Source organism: Tardiphaga robiniae (assembly GCF_013359755.1).
GTDB lineage: Bacteria > Pseudomonadota > Alphaproteobacteria > Rhizobiales > Xanthobacteraceae > Tardiphaga > Tardiphaga robiniae.
On the sequence record NZ_JABMCJ010000085.1, the window covers coordinates 45,400 to 61,997 of the forward strand.

Annotated in this window: 18 protein-coding genes; 6 read left to right on the forward strand and 12 right to left on the reverse strand. The window is 58.8% G+C overall.

The genetic code is table 11. The features are described from left to right. Positions 1-19 precede the first annotated feature (19 nt). On the reverse strand, positions 20-1,624 hold the full coding sequence (locus HP556_RS15815) for a phytoene desaturase family protein (protein WP_175367683.1): 1,605 nt from the start codon (positions 1,622-1,624) through the stop codon (positions 20-22). A gap of 191 nt (positions 1,625-1,815) precedes the next feature. Then, a complete protein-coding gene (locus HP556_RS15820) occupies positions 1,816-2,502 on the reverse strand; it encodes a GntR family transcriptional regulator (protein WP_175367684.1) in 687 nt (228 codons plus the stop codon). Positions 2,503-2,601: 99 nt separating this feature from the next. Between HP556_RS15820 and HP556_RS15825 the strand changes: the two genes are divergently transcribed. From HP556_RS15825 to HP556_RS15835, 3 genes are read left to right on the forward strand one after another with little or no spacing between them, the layout of a single operon-like run. Further along, complete coding sequence (locus HP556_RS15825; protein WP_175367685.1) at positions 2,602-3,786, forward strand: cytochrome P450; 1,185 nt, start codon at positions 2,602-2,604, stop codon at positions 3,784-3,786. 40 nt (positions 3,787-3,826) lie between these two features. Then, complete coding sequence (locus tag HP556_RS15830; protein ID WP_175367686.1) at positions 3,827-4,291, forward strand: SRPBCC family protein; 465 nt, start codon at positions 3,827-3,829, stop codon at positions 4,289-4,291. Continuing rightward, entirely contained in the window at positions 4,288-4,524 is a 237-nt protein-coding gene (locus HP556_RS15835; protein ID WP_175367687.1) for a ferredoxin, read from the forward strand. The genes HP556_RS15830 and HP556_RS15835 overlap by 4 nt, the downstream gene beginning before the upstream one ends. Before the next feature lie 97 nt (positions 4,525-4,621). Here HP556_RS15835 and HP556_RS15840 read toward each other — a convergent pair whose 3' ends face one another. From HP556_RS15840 to HP556_RS15880, 9 genes are all read right to left on the reverse strand, one after another. Next, positions 4,622-5,299: an ATP-binding cassette domain-containing protein gene (locus HP556_RS15840; RefSeq protein ID WP_175367688.1), complete on the reverse strand. Its 678-nt coding sequence runs from the start codon at positions 5,297-5,299 to the stop codon at positions 4,622-4,624. Next, entirely contained in the window at positions 5,296-6,042 is a 747-nt protein-coding gene (locus HP556_RS15845) for an ATP-binding cassette domain-containing protein (RefSeq protein ID WP_175367689.1), read from the reverse strand. The genes HP556_RS15840 and HP556_RS15845 overlap by 4 nt, the downstream gene beginning before the upstream one ends. Then, on the reverse strand, positions 6,039-7,031 hold the full coding sequence (locus HP556_RS15850; protein ID WP_175367690.1) for a branched-chain amino acid ABC transporter permease: 993 nt from the start codon (positions 7,029-7,031) through the stop codon (positions 6,039-6,041). The genes HP556_RS15845 and HP556_RS15850 overlap by 4 nt, the downstream gene beginning before the upstream one ends. Further along, positions 7,031-7,927 carry a branched-chain amino acid ABC transporter permease gene (locus HP556_RS15855; protein WP_175367691.1) on the reverse strand — a complete coding sequence of 299 codons (897 nt, stop codon included), beginning with the start codon at positions 7,925-7,927 and terminating at the stop codon, positions 7,031-7,033. The genes HP556_RS15850 and HP556_RS15855 overlap by 1 nt, the downstream gene beginning before the upstream one ends. A gap of 90 nt (positions 7,928-8,017) precedes the next feature. Next, positions 8,018-9,325 (reverse strand): ABC transporter substrate-binding protein, encoded by a 1,308-nt coding sequence (locus HP556_RS15860; protein ID WP_175367880.1) that lies wholly within the window; start codon positions 9,323-9,325, stop codon positions 8,018-8,020. Positions 9,326-9,530: 205 nt separating this feature from the next. Further along, a complete protein-coding gene (locus tag HP556_RS15865) occupies positions 9,531-9,932 on the reverse strand; it encodes a nuclear transport factor 2 family protein (RefSeq protein WP_175367692.1) in 402 nt (133 codons plus the stop codon). A 1-nt stretch (position 9,933) separates the two neighbouring features. After that, entirely contained in the window at positions 9,934-10,827 is an 894-nt protein-coding gene (locus HP556_RS15870; protein ID WP_175367693.1) for an MBL fold metallo-hydrolase, read from the reverse strand. A 75-nt stretch (positions 10,828-10,902) separates the two neighbouring features. Beyond that, on the reverse strand, positions 10,903-11,505 hold the full coding sequence (locus tag HP556_RS15875; protein WP_175367694.1) for a nitroreductase family protein: 603 nt from the start codon (positions 11,503-11,505) through the stop codon (positions 10,903-10,905). Positions 11,506-11,569: 64 nt separating this feature from the next. Further along, the gene (locus HP556_RS15880) at positions 11,570-12,226 is read right to left on the reverse strand and encodes a DsbA family protein (protein ID WP_246297756.1); all 657 of its coding nucleotides are present in this window, start codon (positions 12,224-12,226) and stop codon (positions 11,570-11,572) included. Between the two features lie 139 nt (positions 12,227-12,365). Between HP556_RS15880 and HP556_RS15885 the strand changes: the two genes are divergently transcribed. Beyond that, entirely contained in the window at positions 12,366-12,755 is a 390-nt protein-coding gene (locus HP556_RS15885; protein ID WP_338117576.1) for a winged helix-turn-helix transcriptional regulator, read from the forward strand. Positions 12,756-12,924: 169 nt separating this feature from the next. Here the strand turns inward: HP556_RS15885 and HP556_RS15890 are convergent, their stop codons facing one another. Then, positions 12,925-14,514 carry a GMC family oxidoreductase gene (locus HP556_RS15890; RefSeq protein ID WP_175367695.1) on the reverse strand — a complete coding sequence of 530 codons (1,590 nt, stop codon included), beginning with the start codon at positions 14,512-14,514 and terminating at the stop codon, positions 12,925-12,927. 179 nt (positions 14,515-14,693) lie between these two features. Between HP556_RS15890 and HP556_RS15895 the strand changes: the two genes are divergently transcribed. Both HP556_RS15895 and HP556_RS15900 read left to right on the forward strand, forming a co-directional pair. Further along, positions 14,694-15,026: an NIPSNAP family protein gene (locus HP556_RS15895; RefSeq protein ID WP_175367696.1), complete on the forward strand. Its 333-nt coding sequence runs from the start codon at positions 14,694-14,696 to the stop codon at positions 15,024-15,026. 129 nt (positions 15,027-15,155) lie between these two features. Then, the gene (locus HP556_RS15900; protein WP_175367697.1) at positions 15,156-16,592 is read left to right on the forward strand and encodes an NAD-dependent succinate-semialdehyde dehydrogenase; all 1,437 of its coding nucleotides are present in this window, start codon (positions 15,156-15,158) and stop codon (positions 16,590-16,592) included. Positions 16,593-16,598 lie beyond the last annotated feature (6 nt).

A 16,598-nucleotide genomic window follows, 5' to 3' on the forward strand; every position in this document is an offset into this window, starting at 1 on the left:
AGTGACCTGTGGGCTGGTGCTAAGCGAGATATCGCTTTCGAATTTCCGTCATCATGTCGATACCCAATATCGTAGAAGCCGCGATAACTCCACCGACGAGAGCACCGATGACGCCGTCCGTCGAAATGTCCTGCCCTGTGAGATAAAGGCCTTTGATCGGAGTCCGCGCTCGGAGCCAGCGTTGCCGGAACCGCTGCGGCGACGACTCGATGCCCATGAAGCCGCCGCGCTCGCGTTTGACGAATGTCTCGTAGCTGAGTGGCGTCGAAACTTCGACGCAGTCAAGCGCCAAACGTGCCTCGGGTACGTGTCGAAACAGCTCCTCAAGCAGCCGTTCCTTTATTTCTTCCTTCAGCGCCAGATAGTCATCGCCGCGCTTCATCCAGCGGGAGCCCCGCCACTTCTCGAAGTGGCGGAAATCGGTGTAGCCATACATCTCAACCGTCGATTTGCCGGGATACGCCTCGTCCCAGGACGGATCCTTGGTCGATGGGAAGGTCGTGAACGTCCACGGAAACGGGGCGCGAAAATCCGCCCTGTGAGCCTCGAGGTTGGCCTGCAGGTCGTTGGTTGGATGGGCCCATATGTTCGCCGCGCCGAAACCCAGTTCCTGGCTCGGCTTGTTGAACCCGATATTGAGACCGACCACGGCGTAGGTATCCGCGACCTTGCCGATCTGGTCGAGCAACCCGGTGGGGACGAGGTTGTCGCGGGCGATAAGTCGCCCGTAAGTATTCTGGACTCCGGCATTGCTGATCACGACCGGACACGCCAGCTCTTCGCCCGAGGATAGACGAACCCCTTTGGTCTTGCCCTCATCGATAAGGATTTCAGCGACTTCCGCGCTGTGCAGCACCATTCCGCCCGCACGTTCGATGATCGGGACGATCGCCTCGGAAAAAGATTGCCCGCCGCCGGCCGGATAGCTGCCACCGTTCAGGTAATGTTTGACAAGCATGCAGTGCATCGCAAACGAGCTCCTGCTCGGCTCGAGGCTGTAGTCACCCCAGTTTGCGCAGATGACAGCGATGAGTTCCTTGTCAGAAGTCAGTTTCGACAGGACGTCGATGGTCAGTTCGTCGGAAAATCCGTGAAACTTCCCGCACAAGGCATCGTAGGTCGCGTCAGCTTGATTGTATGGGAGCGCTTTCTCCGCAAAATATCCCGATGACGACTTGGTCACCTCCTGAACAAGGTTGAGATAGCGGTCGATCGCATCGCCTTCGCGGGGAAAGTAACGCTTGAGGGCAGCCGCGTAGTTCGCAGCGCCTGCGGGAATCTCATAGGCCTTATCGCCAATGACCATCCGATTGTAGATGTCGGGAAGCTTGGCCCATTTGATGCCGCTTCCGGTCACCGCATCGAACAACCGCCATGTCGTGGTCTGTGACGAGCCGACATCGCCTATGTAGTGCAGGCCGACGGTCCATCGATAGCCATTGCGCGAGTAGGACTGGGTAAGTCCTCCCACGACATTGTGCTGCTCCAACAGCAGCACTTTCCATGACTTCTGCGCCAGCAGCGATGCAACGCTCATGCCGCCCATGCCTGATCCAACGACGATGGCGTCGAAATCGCCCTCGATCCGTTTCGCCGGCCGGTAAACCTGCCCCATGGTCTTCATATTCAGCTCCGCACACCAAAAGTATACACCTGTATACTTTTAAGACCATGAGACCTCATCGACGTCAAGCGGACTCGCGCTCGGTCTGGGCGAATTGGCATTGGGTGAACCATGAAGATCTATGCCTGGCTCACGCCGCGCTCATCGGGCTTTGGGCCCGGCGGTAGCGCTTGCAGGCTGGACGCCGCGTCTCAGCGACTGAAGGCCCCCGGTGTCAGCGCCATGCGGGGCCAGCTTTCGATGTAGTCGAGCAAACGCTCAGTGGCGCGAGCGGCGGCCTCGATGTCGCCACGCGCGATAGCACGGGCAATATCGACGTGGCACTCGACGCCCTCAGCGGGCAAGGTTCGCCCATGATGCATGAACCAGTAGCGGCGGTTGAGTGTCGTGATGAGCTGCATCATCGATGCGGCGACCGGGTTGCGGCAGGCCACGAGGCAGAGCTCGTTGAATTCCGCATCAAGGCGGGCGAAGCTTGTGAAGTCGCCCCCCGTGAATGCAGCGGCCATGGCATCCGCAATCCGCTCGAACGCTTGCCGCTCATCCGCACTGGCGCGGCGCGCGGCGGCGCGCACCACCAGAAGTTCGATCGGCCGGCGGGCCTCGATGACGCTTAGCTCCTCCTCCGGCCGGCTGTTGGCGACGATACAGCCCCGCCTCGGCAGGATTTGCAGCAGACGCTCGCGGGCGAGCCGCTGCATCGCTTCACGGACCGGCGTGCGACCGATGCCGAGCTCCTTCGATAGTGCCGCCTCGGACACCAATGTGCCGGGTGCAAGCACAAGCGTCGCGATCATCTCCTCGAGTTTGCGGTAGGCGTGTTCGGTCAGATTCGCGAGGTCGCCTCGCTTCGCGGAAGGCTTTTTGGGACGACGCATAACCTCTGACCTAGCACGGCGGTTGACGGCCGTCGAACTGTATACTAATTGATATACTAACTGATATATCAGAAACGTACGAAGCAGGGGAGCCGGAACATGACGCTTCGCCCGCCAGTCGCGGACTGGACCAGCGACTGGGATCATCTCGATCCTTCCTGGCTGTCCGACCCCTATCCGATCTGGCGCGAATTGCGCGAGACCTGCCCGGTCGCTCATACCGATCGATATCGCGGCGTGTATTTCCCGACCCGTTATGGCGACATCCGCGAAATTGCCTACGATTTCGAACATTTCTCCTCGCGCCGGGTCGTGGTGCGCGAGGGCGACTATCGCGTCAACTCGCCGCCGATCACATCCGATCCACCGGATCATCGTCCGCTCCGGATGGCGCTGGTCCCGCCTTTCACTCCCCAGGCAGTGGCCAAACTTGAAGGTCAGACCCGTTCCATCTGCAATGAACTGATCGATACCTTCATTGAAACCGGCCGCTGCGATGGTGCGGTGGATTACGCGCAGAACATCCCGGTGCGGATCATCACCCACATGCTCGGCATTCCCGCTGACGATGGCGACCGCTTTCGCGGCTGGATCACCATGGCGCTGCAGGACGGAATCACCAACCAGGCGGCGCTGCAGCAGGCCGAAGGCGAGATCGCGGCCTATTTCGCCGAGCAGATCAAACTTCGCCGCAGCCAATTGGGAGACGACCTTGTCAGCTTCCTAATCCAGGCGCGGCAGCCGAATGGCGAACCGTTTTCAGATCATCAGGTGCTCGGTGCCTTGCGCCTGCTGCTGGTCGCCGGCATCGACACGACCTGGAGCGCGATCGGCTCAGCGATCTGGCACCTGGCGACCGTGCCAAATGATCGCGAGCGCCTGGTCCGGGAGCCCGAACTGATCCCGACCGCAGTTGAGGAATTGCTGCGGGCCTATGCGCCCGTGACCATGGCGCGCGAGATCGTCGACGATGTCTCAGTCGGCGGCTGTCCGTTGAAACGCGGCGAAATGGTGCTGCTGTCGTTCCCGGCAGCCAACCGCGATCCCGAAAAGTTTTCCGACGCCGACAAGGTCGTGATCGACCGCACGGAAAATCCGCATGTCGCATTCGGGCTCGGCATCCATCGCTGCATCGGTTCCAATCTCGCCCGCATGGAGATGCGGATAGCCGTGGAGGAATGGTTGAAGCGGATGCCGGATTTCCGGCTCGACCCAAGCCGGCCAATGACGTGGTCGCAGGGCACTGTGCGCGGGCCGCGGCTGCTTCCCATCATATTCGGCTAATGTGTTCGGTTAGTTCTTGTTGTCTGAATTGGGGAGTTCGATGCCAATCTCTTTCGATCGTAGCCACGACATCTATATTGAGGCGCCGCCAGAGGCTGTTTTCGACTATGTCTGCAATCCGAATTCGTGGCCGAAATGGCTGGCGGCTTCGCACCGGATCGACAGCGTGGATCGTGCGCTCAAATCAGGCGAGACGTTTCGCGAGCAATGGCATATCCGGCGCGGCGAGGTGGTGCTGAACTGGAAGGTGACCGAGAGCGATCGCCCACATGCCTGGACCGTACAGGCCGATACCGATTTCATCGGGCCGATCGTGATCCGATACACCTTCGAGCGCGCAGGAGACGTCACCAGATACACGCGGCATTTGAGCAATCCGGGCCGACCCACCGCGCCAAGCGACGAACAGGTCCGGCGCACTGACGAAGAGGCGGTCATCGCCCTCGCCAATATCAAGCGGCAGGTCGAACAGCGCCTCGCGCAATCTGCGGACCAACGCGTATGAGTTCGCGCATCGTCATACGGGTCGACCGCGATAAGTGTCAGGGCCATGCTCGTTGCCATGCCCTGGCGCCGCAGCTGTTTGAACTCGACGAGTTCGGCAGCGCAACGGAGAAAAGCCGCGGCCCGGTGCCTGTCGAACTCGAGGATAAGGCATTCACGGCGCAGTCCAATTGCCCGGAGGGCGCCATCGTCATCGAAAGTAGTGACGCGGGGATTGAGGGCACGCGGGCTTGATGACGACGGCTATCCCGGCTTGAACGCCGACATCGCATCCAGCGTGGCATGTCAGGGCAGACGTGCATGATTGCTTCCCGTTCGCGCGTCCAAAGCCTCAGAGCTGACCTACTTTAGCCTGCGGGTTGGCGCCGCGCTCAATCGTGAATTCCATGTCTATCAACCCACGTGAGTGATTGAGGTCCGATTGGGACATTAGCAAAGTCAAATCCTTGCCTTTGAGCGATGCAAGCACCTCCGATAGCCGCTCCGATAACGCCGGCGCGATGCCTTCGAATGGCTCGTCAAGCAGCAGGCATTTGGTGCCAACGGCGAGAGCCCGGCCGAGCGCGACCAGCTTTTGCTGGCCACCGCTCAATAAGAGCGCTTTGCGCTGCCGCATCTCGGTGAGTTCGCCAATCACCTCATACACGAAGTCGAGCCGGGCCTTGCGATTGAGATCTCCCGAGACCCACAACGGCAGCATAATGTTCTCTTCCACCGTCAACTGAGGCACCAGGCAACGATCTTCAGGCATATAACCGATCCCAAGTGACGCGCGCGCATGACGTGGACTGGATGAAAGGTCGCTGCCCTCAAACCGCACCACACCCAAGACCGGCTTGAGGTGCCCCATGATCGAGCGCATGAGTGTCGTCTTGCCGGCGCCGTTGCGACCGACAAGGCTCACCATGGCACCCTTGGCGACGCGCATCGAAAAGCCGCGCAATGCGGGCATCGACTGGATCTCGACGACCAGATTGTCGATATCGAGCAATGGCGTTGCTGTGGTCATTGCAGGCCCCCGGTGACGTAACGGCGAACTGCCTGATCCTTCAACACCTCCGAGGGCGCTCCGTCGGCAAGAATCCGGCCCTGATAGAACGCTATCACACGGTCGGCATAGCGGCTGACGATCTCCATGTCGTGCTCGACAAAGATAAGGGTTGCTGCATCCGGCGCGACGGCGTGGATCACCCGCTCCATGGTGGCGAATTTGTCTTCGGCGGAGACCCCGGAGGTTGGCTCGTCTAGCAGCAGTAGTTTCGGCCGGCGTACCAGCGCCATGGCAATATCAATCAGTTTGCGCACCCCGCCCGCAAGCTCCGAGATGGGACGATCGGCCAGGTCGCCAAGCCCAAAGCGCTCGAGCAATTCGATAGCATTATCATGACGGCCGTCGGCTTCCGCAGGCGCGCGAAGCGACATTCGCGTGCCAACGCCGGAGATTGCTACGGACAGATTTTCGGCGGCCGTGAGTTCAACAAACAGCTGTGGAATCTGGAAGGAACGCGAGATGCCGAGCCGGGCCACGCTTCTGGGCGAGTGCCTGCTGATGTCGATGCCGTCGAGCACGATCGAGCCGCGGTCGGGCTTCATATAGCCGGTGACCATATTGACGAAGGTGGTCTTGCCGGCTCCGTTGGCTCCAATCAGGCTGATCTTCTGGCCCGCCGCGATATCGAGAGTGAGTGCGTCGGCCGCAACCACCGCACCAAATTTTTTTTCGAGCCCGCGCACTGAAAGAACCGGGTTCACGACGCGGCTCCTGTCTCGGCAGCAATCGGCGCGTTCGCCGCGATAGTGCTTCGTTTGCGCCGCTTCCTGATCCAGAGCGAGCCGATGCCGCGGGGCAGAAACAGGATGACGCCGAGGAGGAATACGCCGAGCACGAGCTGCCAGGTGTTCGGCAAGTAGAGGCTCGAGAACGAACGGACCAGTTCGAGCGCCATCGAGGCCACGAACACCGCGGCCACGCTCTGGGTGCCGGCAAGGACCGCAACGAAGACGAATTCGCCCGAGGTCGTCCAATACGCGAATTGCGGGTCGATATGCCGCTGTGCCATCAGCGCAAATGCTCCGCTGGCGCCTGCGAAGATCGCAGCGATCACGAAATTGATGGATATGACCCGGTTGGCCGAGATGCCCAGATATTCAACGCGGAGATTGTTTTCACGAACCGCAAGGCTGGCAAGACCGAATTCGGACCGGAACAGGATAGTGGCGCCAATGCCCGCAAAACCAGTCACGATCACCGAGACGGCGTACAGCATGAAGTCGGCTTCTCGCGGATCGGTGAAGCTCAGTCCCAACAGGGTCGGTCGACCCACATTGAATCCGTCGGAGCCCCCGAGCGCCGTCGACTTCACCAGCGCGCCGTAAAATACCATGGACAGAGCCAAGGTCAGCATACCGAAGAAAATGCCGCTATAGCGCGCGATAAATGGGCCAACGATGAGGCCGAGCAGGCCGCCGCATGCCGCGCCGATGATCACCTGCGCCACGGCGTCGGTGAGGCCCCAGGCGTTCGCGATCAGTGCCACGCCATAGCCGCCGGCAGCGAAAAACAAGCCTTGGCCAAAGGACACGTTGCCGGTGCGCGCCAGCACAACTATGCCAAGCGCTATGAGCGCATTGGAGGCGGCAATCGTTGCCAGCGACAGAGTCCAGGTCGGCAGCGCGCGACCCAAAAGAGTCACCCCTGCGACGAGGGCGATCATGACCAGGGGATGGAGGCCATTCTTCATCAGATCCGCCTTGCCATCTCGCGCTTGAACAGACCTTCTGGGCGAAATACCAGCACGGCAGCCATGATGAAATAGATCATGAACAGTTCAGCCTCCGGCATCAGATGTACCGAAGCCGCGCGCGCCAGTCCGATCAGGATTGCGCCGACTGCGGCGCCTTCGATGCTCCCCAGCCCACCGATGACCACAATGGCGAAGCTGAGGATAATGACGTCCGAACTGAGACCAGGTTGCATCGATATTTTCGGCGCGGTCAGGGCGCCCGCAAGGGCAGCCAGCAAGACACCGAACGCGAATGCGACAGCATAGACACGGTTGACTCGCACGCCCATGCTGACGCTCATTTCCTCATTGTGTATGACGGCCAGCACGATCTTCCCGATGACAGTGCGGTTGAGGCCGAACCAGACCGCGAACCCTATCAACGCCGAAATCGGTATCAGCACCAGATCGTAGCCGACGTAATACAGCCCGGCGAACTCCAGGTTGCCGAACAGCTCATAGGGCTGCGTCGCATAGATCGGATTGACGCCCCAGATCAGTTTGGTGAGGTCTTCGAAGATCAGAAATACGGCATAGGTGACGAGCAGAAGCACGACCTCGTCGCGGCCGTAGAACATCTTCAGGAGGCAGCGCTCCAGCAGCAGCCCGACCGCGGATGCGATCAGCGCTACAGCGACCAGCATGGCAACGAAGCCGATGCCTGGATGGAAGCCACGTGCGGCGACCATCGTTACTGCGCTGGCCGCGATATAGGCGCCGAGTGCGTAGAAACTGCCATGGGCGATGTTCAGTATCTTCAATACGCCGAACACCAGCGTTAGGCCGAGAGCCACGATGAACAACCACGAGGCCTGAATCAGGCCATCGAGAACGATCGTCAGAAAGAAATTCATGGATTTAGGTCACGCGATCATTGGGGCAGGAATGGGCGGCACGAGCTCGCGCTCGCGCCGCTTTGTACGCTCATCGAGCGCAGATGCTGCCTAGTTGCACTTCGCGCCCTGCATCCCGCCCTTGATCCAGTCAATCGACTTCACGCCTGGAGGAGGGTTGACGCATTCAGCGGCGAAGTACTCGATATCAACCAGGTCAACCCGCTTCAGATCCGGATTGTATTTGGTCCGGCTGATTGCGATCGGCTGGATCGCCTGATGGCCGTCGGCGAGCTTCATCTGAATGAGTCCGCCGGGCGATGGCCACTCCAGGCCGGTCATTGCCGCGACCAATTCATCGGTCGAAGGCTTCTTGCCGCCGTTCTTGCTCATCGCCTTCTCGGCTGCGGCCTTCAATCCCAAGATAGACTGGGTCATGCGGTAGGCCGCCTGAACCGGATAGACACCGTTGGCCGCCTCGTACCCTTTGAAAAGCCAATCGTTCAGCGGTGATTTCTGCGACATGAGACCATAGGCACCGCGTGCGCCGATGATGGTGCCGTCAGGCATTTTTTCGCCGAGCGGCGGCAACACGTGGTCGGCGGCACTGAACACGAGCTGGCTGCGCTTCGGCAGCCCACGTGGGGCCGATTGCAGGACGAATGCCTGCAGATCGCCGCCCCATAGGCTCGAATAGACCACGTCCGAGCCTGCCCCAACCAGCGCAGAGATTTCGGTGCCGTATTGACCAGCGCCGAACTTGGGCAGCAAGTCGGTCTGAATCTTGACGTTGGGATAGAGCTGCTGGGCGGCGGCGATGAAGTCGGCCCGGCTGTCCTGCCCCCAAGCATAGTCCTGGTTGATAGCCGACAACGTGTCCATCTTGACGTTTTTGGCCTTCATGTACCTGATGAGGCCAACGTTATCCATCGTCGCGTGGGCGGCGGTGCGAAACACATAATTGTATTTGGCTTCCTCGAAGATGCGCGGTGTGCCGCAATCCATCAGGACCAGCATCTTTTTCAACTCTTCTGCGATAGGCGCTACCGCCAGGCAGTCGCCTGAGCCGATATAGCCGAGCACGACGTCAACATTGTCGCGTTGATAAAGGTTACGCAGTTCCTGCACCTGCTTGGTGGCGCCACCGTTCTCGTCGATGATCACGGGCTCGATCTTGATGCCGCCGAAACCTGCCTTTTCGTAAGGTGAAGGAGCGGCGCCCTTGTTCAATTGATCGATGACGAATTGAGCGCTGTTGCGGGCGGGAACGCCAAAACTGTCTGCGGCCGGTCCGGAGAGGAACGTCACGATACCGAGCTTGAAGGATTCTTGCGCAGATGCCGGCCCCGCCGGGGCGAGTGATGTTGCAGCGACAGATGCAGCCAAGACAGCCCAATGAGCCCGCCAAGAATGGTCCATTATTTCCTCCCCATATATCGGCGGCTTTTCCGCTCGATTATTCCGCGCCATTTGATTGTAACCGGCGTCGGCCGTCATTGTCGCGAGTCTAGGCAATCTTCCGGAGCGCGTCTATACGCGCTCGCCGAGAACAGAGGACTGGGAGCCGTGCCCGATTGTCCGGCTGTACATGTTTGCGCCTTGACGCAACTCCCGTAAGCACCGGTTATAGATTCAGCGTCAGGGCCTGCTGTACCATCAGCGTATCGACATATTGCGTCATGCGCACGATCTTTCCGTCCCTCATCGCGTAGAGATGAGCAAAGTTGGCGCGCATGGATTTGCCCGTGGCCTTGTAGGTGCCGGAATAGACGCCGAAGGCGGCGACGCGGTCGCCGTCTTCGAGGTAGGTGTGCACGTCGGCGCGGTAGCGGGTCCACTCGGTGGCGAGGCGCCGAAAGACGCCTGCCACGATGGCCTCCGGCCCGACATAGGTTCCAGCATAAGGGAATCCCTCCGCTTCGGTCCACTCCGCATTGGGTGCGAGAACGGCCAGCAGGTTGCGGCCGTTCTCGTCCGATGATGACCCTTCATAGGTGGCGCGGATCAGATCGAGATTGGCGCCCATCTCAGCCCCACTTCATCTCGCCGGTCGCAACCTTGGAACCAATGTCGAGCGCAACGCCCATCCCCAGGCCAGGGAAGCGGGCTGCCATGGCGCTCTTGAGCGTGGCCGAGTCCTTGGCCTTCGCCAGTTCTTCCTCAAAGGCAACAAGGTAAGCCTTGGTGTGCGCAACGCCCGAAAGGTCGGTGGGAGACTCCGGCGTCATGTGGCCGGGCACGACGATCGCCGGCTTGCGAGCGGCAATCTTGTCGAGGTTAGCGACCCACGCGGCACGCTGTTCCTTTGTCGGTGTATCCGCAGTCCAGACATACACGCCCGCAAAGATCATGACCCCGCCAAACACCGCGTTGAGCGACGGCACGAACAGATAGCGCCGGTTAGTGAGGCCTTCAGCATCGACGATCTCGATGGTCTCACCATCGACGCTGAACGTCTTCTTGTCGAAGACATCGGGGACGACGACGTCGGCGAGCGTCTGCGGGCCATTCTCCTTGAGCTGCGGACCCCAGACGGCGAGCTTTTTTTCCACACTGCTCTTGATGGTGGCCACCGTCTCCGGTGCGGCAATCACCTGCACCTCGGGGAAAGCGGTCTTGATCGGCTTGAGGCTGAAGTAATAGTCCGGGTCGGATTGGCTCACATAGATGGTGGTGAGCTTCTTGCCGGTGGCCTTGATCGCGTCGGCTACGGCCCGGCCGTCGGGGTAAGTAAAGCCGCCATCGATCAGGACAGCCTCGGAAGCGCCGGAGATGAGCACAGGGGCGCGAAAAAAGCCCTTTTCGCCGGCGGGAATATGTTTCCAGGAAAGCCCACCGGCTGCATGGAGCTCCTCGGGAGCAAAGACAGCAGCCGTTCCGGCAGCGAGGGTGGTCTTCATGATGTCTCTCCGCGTGAACATAGATATCTCCTGTTGATGAATGGATAAGTTCAGGCCGCCTTCAGTCCCGCGAACAGGACCTCCTTGTTGATCATCTCAAGCGTTCGCAAAGCGACCCTCCGATATGAGTTCTGACAGAGGCTTGCGCGAACTCGGCTGCTCACGCGCCTGCAGAGGCTCCGGAAGCTGCGATTTATCGCCCGGGCGGCCGATCGCAATGGCGGCTTCGATCCGATACCCCGCAGGCACGTTGAGTTCCTTCACAGCTCTTTCGAAATCGACGCCAACCATCCCATGGGCCTGCCAGCCCGAGCGGGCGGCCTGCAATGCGAGAGAGCCCCAGGCGGCTCCGGTATCGAAAGAGTGGCTGCGCGATGGGATATCCTGTTCAGCGCCGGGCGGACGCATCATGGGATTGGAGACGGCGAACACCAGTGCAGCTGCATTCTTCGCCCAGCTCTGGTTGAAGGGGTTCAGAAGACCGACAAAAACGTCCCAGTGGGCAGAACCGCGCTGGGCATAAATAAACCGCCAAGGCTGCGAGTTGTAGGAGGACGGCGCCCAGCGCGCGGCCTCGAACAACGTCAAAAGGTCGGTCTCGGAGATCGCCTCGTCAGTGAACGCGCGAGGGGACCAGCGATCGAGAAACAACGGGTCGATGGCGTGGCCGGCAGCGCGGGAATTGGCAATCGTGGTCATAAGAAACCTTTCATCCGGCTATGTTGGTAACGGAGTGCGTTCGTTCTGGCTGATGCTGGAGAGCTCAGGCCGCTTTGACTTGCGCCAGCAGCGCGTCGAGGTCTCCGAACAAAGAACCCGCTGCGATGGCGCGCGTCCCTCTTTCGTCGGACAGAACCAGGGCCGGCACGCCATTAATACCGATGGTCGTCATCAACCGACGTCCCCGCGCGATTCGATCTTCATTGGCAGATAGCAGTGCCGGATCAGGCGCTTGGAGACGGGAGGCAGCACCTGCAAACCCAGCTCCGGCCAACACGCTGGTCACCAGCGGTAGCGAGGCGACATCTCGGCCATCGACATATCGGGCCTCCTGAATCAGGCTTAGGGCGTCGAGTTCCCGCGCTTCGTCCTCCAGGGCGACGGCGGTGAGCGCCAGGGTGGCCGGTCCGGAATCGAAGCGCGATCCAGCAATTAGTACCTTGTGCCGATAGGCTTCCGTGAAGCGCTGTCCTGATAGGCGGGCGATCTTTTGGTCATTTGACCAGGCATAAGCGGCAAATTGATCATCCATGGTCCGGGCACCGTGGTCGGCAAAGAGGCCGGTGGGGACCGGCGTGACCACGAGGCCTGCATCGCGCAGCCGGCGGGTTGCGGGGGTGGCGCCGTAACACCAACCGCAGAGCGGGTCGAAAAGGTATACGGCCGATTGCATCGCCATTGGCTTGCCTGCCTGGTTCATATCGAGACCAAAACTGATTGTCAGACTTGGTTCGCTCGTCGATATGCAATAGCCATTGAGAGTAACTGCGCAAGAAGTCACCAAAAAATGCCTTAGTCACCGCGGTGTGACTTGTTGGCTGCAAATGGGAGCGCCAGGTGTGAGAGACAACTTTGAACATCAGGAAGACCTGCAAGGCGCGCAGGGGTGTCCGATCCGGGATGTGCTCAACCGCATCGGAGATCAATGGACTCTGCTGGTGCTGGGCGCGTTATCGAAGAAGACGCTGCGCTTCAACGAATTGAAGCGGGAGATTGGCGATGTCTCCCAGCACATGCTGGCGAGAACCTTGAAGCGGCTCGAAGAGGATGGCTTGGTGTCGCGGACATTGTTTCCAGTTATCCCACCGAGAGTCGACTATGCCCTGACGCCGCTTGGACAATCGTTGCTCCAGCCACTCGATATTTTGATCGCTTGGGCAAATGCCCATCATCGAGTGATATTAGATGCTCGGCGCAACTATGGCCGGGGTCATGTCGAGGGGGCCTGATCAACGAGGAATGTCTGCTCCAGCGCAGCACCAGCTTGGTCCTTTTCCGGATTTCGCCTGACGATCCTTCAAAGGATTCTTGAAGGCTTGGGAGAGGTGCGCGCTTGAGGAGAAGACACGGGCGAGGGCTATTCAATAGTCGTAATTCGAGAGCAATAGCTGCGACTATCTACCTTTGATCCTCGCGTATAAGTTCGGCCGCTTTCTCGGCAATCATCAGCACGGCTGCCATGGTGTTTCCGGAGACCTGAGTTGGCATGATGGAAGCATCGACAACACGAAGCCCGGTAATTCCACGAACCTTTAGACGCTCGTCAACAACGGCATCCGCCCCATGACCCATTCGGCAAGTGCCGACCGGATGATAAATGGTCTGCCCGTTGGACCGGGTGAAGGATAGCCAATCGTCGTCTGTCTGCACTTCGGGGCCGGGACTCGTTTCAAAGGAGATAAATTTTTTGATCGGGTCTTGGTCCATAATTTTCCGAACAAATTTCATTCCATCGATCAGAACCTGCTGATCCACCCGCGAAGCCAAGAAATTTGGACTGATCTTCGGCGGCTGCATTGGGTCGGGAGATTTGATGTGAATAGTGCCAACCGATTCCGGGCGTAACTGAGTGACACCGACTGTCATTCCAGGCCGGTGATCCAGAACACGATCGGCAGCGTTCGCGTAGCTCGCGTGCATAAAGAAGTACTGCACGTCAGGTGAGACCAGTTCAGGGCGCGTCCGAACAAAGCCGTATGCAAGCGCGGTCGCCAGGGACAAGATGCCTTTTCTGGTAAGAAAATACTTCGCGACTGCGCGAGCGAGAGGTAGGCCGCGGGTCTGCTCGTTTAGCGTAATCGGCTGATTTATACGCCAGTTCATCCGTGTGCAGAAATGATCGGCATAGTTCGCGCCGACTCCAGGCAAGGCATGCAAAACATCGATTCCTGCTTTCTTCAGGACGACCGGATCACCGATACCTGATAGCTCCAATATCTGCGGAGTTTGGACAGCGCCTGCGGATAAGATGGTTTCGCGGCTATGAACACACTCTGTGATTCCACCACGAATGAATTCGACGCCGGTTACCTGATTTCCAGATATAAGAAGCCGCTTTACATGAGCCCCTGTAAAGACCGTTAGATTTTTCCGTTGCCGGGCCGGCTTGAGATATGCCGAAGAGGCACTCCAGCGACGTCCGTTCTTCTGATTCGTCTGGTAGTATCCGAAGCCCTCCTGGGATGCTCCGTTGTAGTCGGCGTTTCGAGCGTAGCCGGCGTTTGTCGCCGCAGTGATAAACGCTTCTGCAAGAGCTGGCCGTTCGCTCAGTTCGACGACGTTGAGCGGGCCGCCGTTTCCGCGAAACTCGTCTTCGCGGTGAAAGTTTTCGAGCTTCTTAAAATACGGCAGTACGTCAGGAAAGCTCCAACCGCGATTGCCGAGTTGCGCCCAAGTGTCGAAATCTTCTGCTTGGCCTCGGACGTAAAGCATGCCGTTGATCAGGGTGGATCCGCCTAGACCCTTGCCTCTCGGAATAACGATAGAGCGATTATTTGTCGAAGATTCCGGCTCGGTGCTAAAGCGCCAGTTGAACTTGGCGTTTGTCAGTAGTTTGCCGAACCCGGCTGGAATGTTGAGCCAGAAGCCACGGTCCTCGCCTCCCGCTTCAAGCAGAAGAACCCGGATTTTTGGGTCTTCGGTGAGTCGATTTGCCAGCACGCATCCGGCCGTACCGCCGCCGACAACGATGTAATCGAACTCATCCATTGCTAATCCTTGCGCAGCTAAGCATGTTATTTGTTATAACACATTACAAAAAAATGAGTTTGCCGTCAACGGAGCTCGCGCGGCGGCTCGCTCTAACGGCAGAGGCCTATTGACAGAGGCGGAAATCAAGTTTTATTTGTTATAACACATAACATCAAGCTGCGCGGGGGTGATTGTTGATGCTTTTTGATCTCAGAACCTACGGAGTAAGGCCAGGTACGATTTCAAATCAGCTGGCCCTCTACCAAGCGAATGGCTTTGAGGTGCAGCGCAAATACCTGGGCGATCCACTTTTTTACGGAGTTGTGGAGACCGGTGATGTCAACTCTTACGTTCATCTCTGGCGTTACAAGGACGCAGCCGATCGAGAAGCACGTCGGTCCGCGCTTTATCTCGACCCGGCCTGGCTATCTTATCGACAAGCAAGTGCAGCTGCTGGATTCCAGACTGCTCAGACCAATACTTTGCTGAAGCCCGCATCTTTTTGGCTGCCTGGTGAAGGTGAGGCCTAACCTCACGACCGCGGGCAAAGACAGCTCGATGTTTTCGTAGCTCTTGCGAATGGGCGGCGATCCACAGCTTCGCACACTAACATTTTTAGCAGAATTTCGGCCAGAGTGCCGCCGCCTGGAGAGCAAGCAATGAACTACGGAACACCGCAGCTATTGATCGGCGGCAAATGGTCTGATGGATCTTCAGGCCAAGGGCAAGCTGTGATCAATCCGGCTAATGAAGAAGTCTTGGCGCGGGTTCCGCATGCCGATATCGGCGATATGGACCGAGCGCTAACGGCAGCACAAACAGGTTTCACTGTCTGGTCTTCGATGACTGCGTACCAGCGGCAAGAGATTATGGAGAGAGCGGCGCGCCTCATTGAAGAAAGGCGCGAGCAGTTTGCGACCGTATGCAGTCTTGAGATGGGCAAGCCTATCCGCGAAAGTCGTATGGAAGCTGATTTCGTCGCCGGTGTTACTCGATGGTACGGCGAAGAGGGCAAGCGGGCTTACGGCAGAGTGATCCCCAGTCGTATTCCAGGCGCCCGACAGCTTGTTCTCAAAGAACCCGTGGGTCCGGTCGCTGCATTCACCGCGTGGAATTTCCCGGGAACAAACGCGATCCGCAAAATTGCCGGCGCTCTTGGAGCCGGGTGCTCGATCATCATCAAGCCGTCGGAAGAAACGCCGATGACTGCTGTCCTGATCGCAAAAGCGTTTCAAGATGCGGGATTGCCTGATGGTGTGATCAACATCATTTTCGGCGAACCTGACTTGGTATCGCGTCATCTTATTGCATCTCCGATTACGCGAAAGCTAACGTTCACCGGGTCCGTTCAGGTTGGCAGGCACCTTCAGAAGCTGGCAGCGGAAAGCCTTATGCGCTGCACTTTGGAGCTCGGCGGCCACGCACCGGTCCTGATCTTTGATGACGCTGATATCGAGCTTGCTGCTAGTCAAATGGTTGCATCAAAGTTTCGCAACGCGGGCCAAGTCTGCATTTCGCCGACGCGCTTCTACATCCAACGCAAAGTATATTCAGATTTCGTGGATGTATTTGTCGAGAAGGTCAGAACCCTCAAAGTCGACGATGGTATGAAAGACGATACCGACATGGGTCCCCTCGTAGCCGAGCGCCGGCTTGGCGTAATGGACCGTCTGGTCCAGGATGCCGTAAGCCGAGGGGCGACGGTCGCGACCGGCGGCGAGCGTATTGGAAATCGCGGCTTCTATTACAAGCCGACGGTGCTGAGAGACGTTCCGGAAAACGCGGCGATTATGAATGACGAGCCCTTTGGGCCGCTGGCTCCGATGACGCCTTTTGACGAAGTGGACGAAGCCATTAGCAAAGCCAACCGCCTGAGCGTCGGTTTGGCCGCTTATGCGTACACTCGCAACAACGCGACCGCCGAGAAACTGACCAATCGCATTAATGCTGGTGTTCTTGGAATCAACAATTTCGCGGTCGCGCTCCCGGAAACGCCCTTCGGTGGGGTCGACGAGTCGGGCTACGGATCTGAAGGCGGAATCGAGGGTTTGGAGGCATACCTGCGAACCCGCTTTGTTACGGAGGTTCGGACCTGACCATGG

Bases quoted from the DNA above. Each gene is read 5' to 3' on its own strand.
- HP556_RS15880 (WP_246297756.1), bottom strand. From the start codon at position 12,226: ATGAACCAGGCAGGCAAGCCAATGGCGATGCAATCGGCCGTATACCTT.
- HP556_RS15840 (WP_175367688.1), bottom strand. From the start codon at position 5,299: ATGACCACAGCAACGCCATTGCTCGATATCGACAATCTGGTCGTCGAG.
- HP556_RS15865 (WP_175367692.1), bottom strand. From the start codon at position 9,932: ATGGGCGCCAATCTCGATCTGATCCGCGCCACCTATGAAGGGTCATCA.
- HP556_RS15860 (WP_175367880.1), bottom strand. From the start codon at position 9,325: ATGGACCATTCTTGGCGGGCTCATTGGGCTGTCTTGGCTGCATCTGTC.
- HP556_RS15815 (WP_175367683.1), bottom strand. From the start codon at position 1,624: ATGAAGACCATGGGGCAGGTTTACCGGCCGGCGAAACGGATCGAGGGC.
- HP556_RS15825 (WP_175367685.1), top strand. From the start codon at position 2,602: ATGACGCTTCGCCCGCCAGTCGCGGACTGGACCAGCGACTGGGATCAT.
- HP556_RS15900 (WP_175367697.1), top strand. From the start codon at position 15,156: ATGAACTACGGAACACCGCAGCTATTGATCGGCGGCAAATGGTCTGAT.
- HP556_RS15870 (WP_175367693.1), bottom strand. From the start codon at position 10,827: ATGTTCACGCGGAGAGACATCATGAAGACCACCCTCGCTGCCGGAACG.
- HP556_RS15855 (WP_175367691.1), bottom strand. From the start codon at position 7,927: ATGAATTTCTTTCTGACGATCGTTCTCGATGGCCTGATTCAGGCCTCG.
- HP556_RS15875 (WP_175367694.1), bottom strand. From the start codon at position 11,505: ATGACCACGATTGCCAATTCCCGCGCTGCCGGCCACGCCATCGACCCG.
- HP556_RS15820 (WP_175367684.1), bottom strand. From the start codon at position 2,502: ATGCGTCGTCCCAAAAAGCCTTCCGCGAAGCGAGGCGACCTCGCGAAT.
- HP556_RS15850 (WP_175367690.1), bottom strand. From the start codon at position 7,031: ATGAAGAATGGCCTCCATCCCCTGGTCATGATCGCCCTCGTCGCAGGG.
- HP556_RS15835 (WP_175367687.1), top strand. From the start codon at position 4,288: ATGAGTTCGCGCATCGTCATACGGGTCGACCGCGATAAGTGTCAGGGC.
- HP556_RS15830 (WP_175367686.1), top strand. From the start codon at position 3,827: ATGCCAATCTCTTTCGATCGTAGCCACGACATCTATATTGAGGCGCCG.
- HP556_RS15895 (WP_175367696.1), top strand. From the start codon at position 14,694: ATGCTTTTTGATCTCAGAACCTACGGAGTAAGGCCAGGTACGATTTCA.
- HP556_RS15890 (WP_175367695.1), bottom strand. From the start codon at position 14,514: ATGGATGAGTTCGATTACATCGTTGTCGGCGGCGGTACGGCCGGATGC.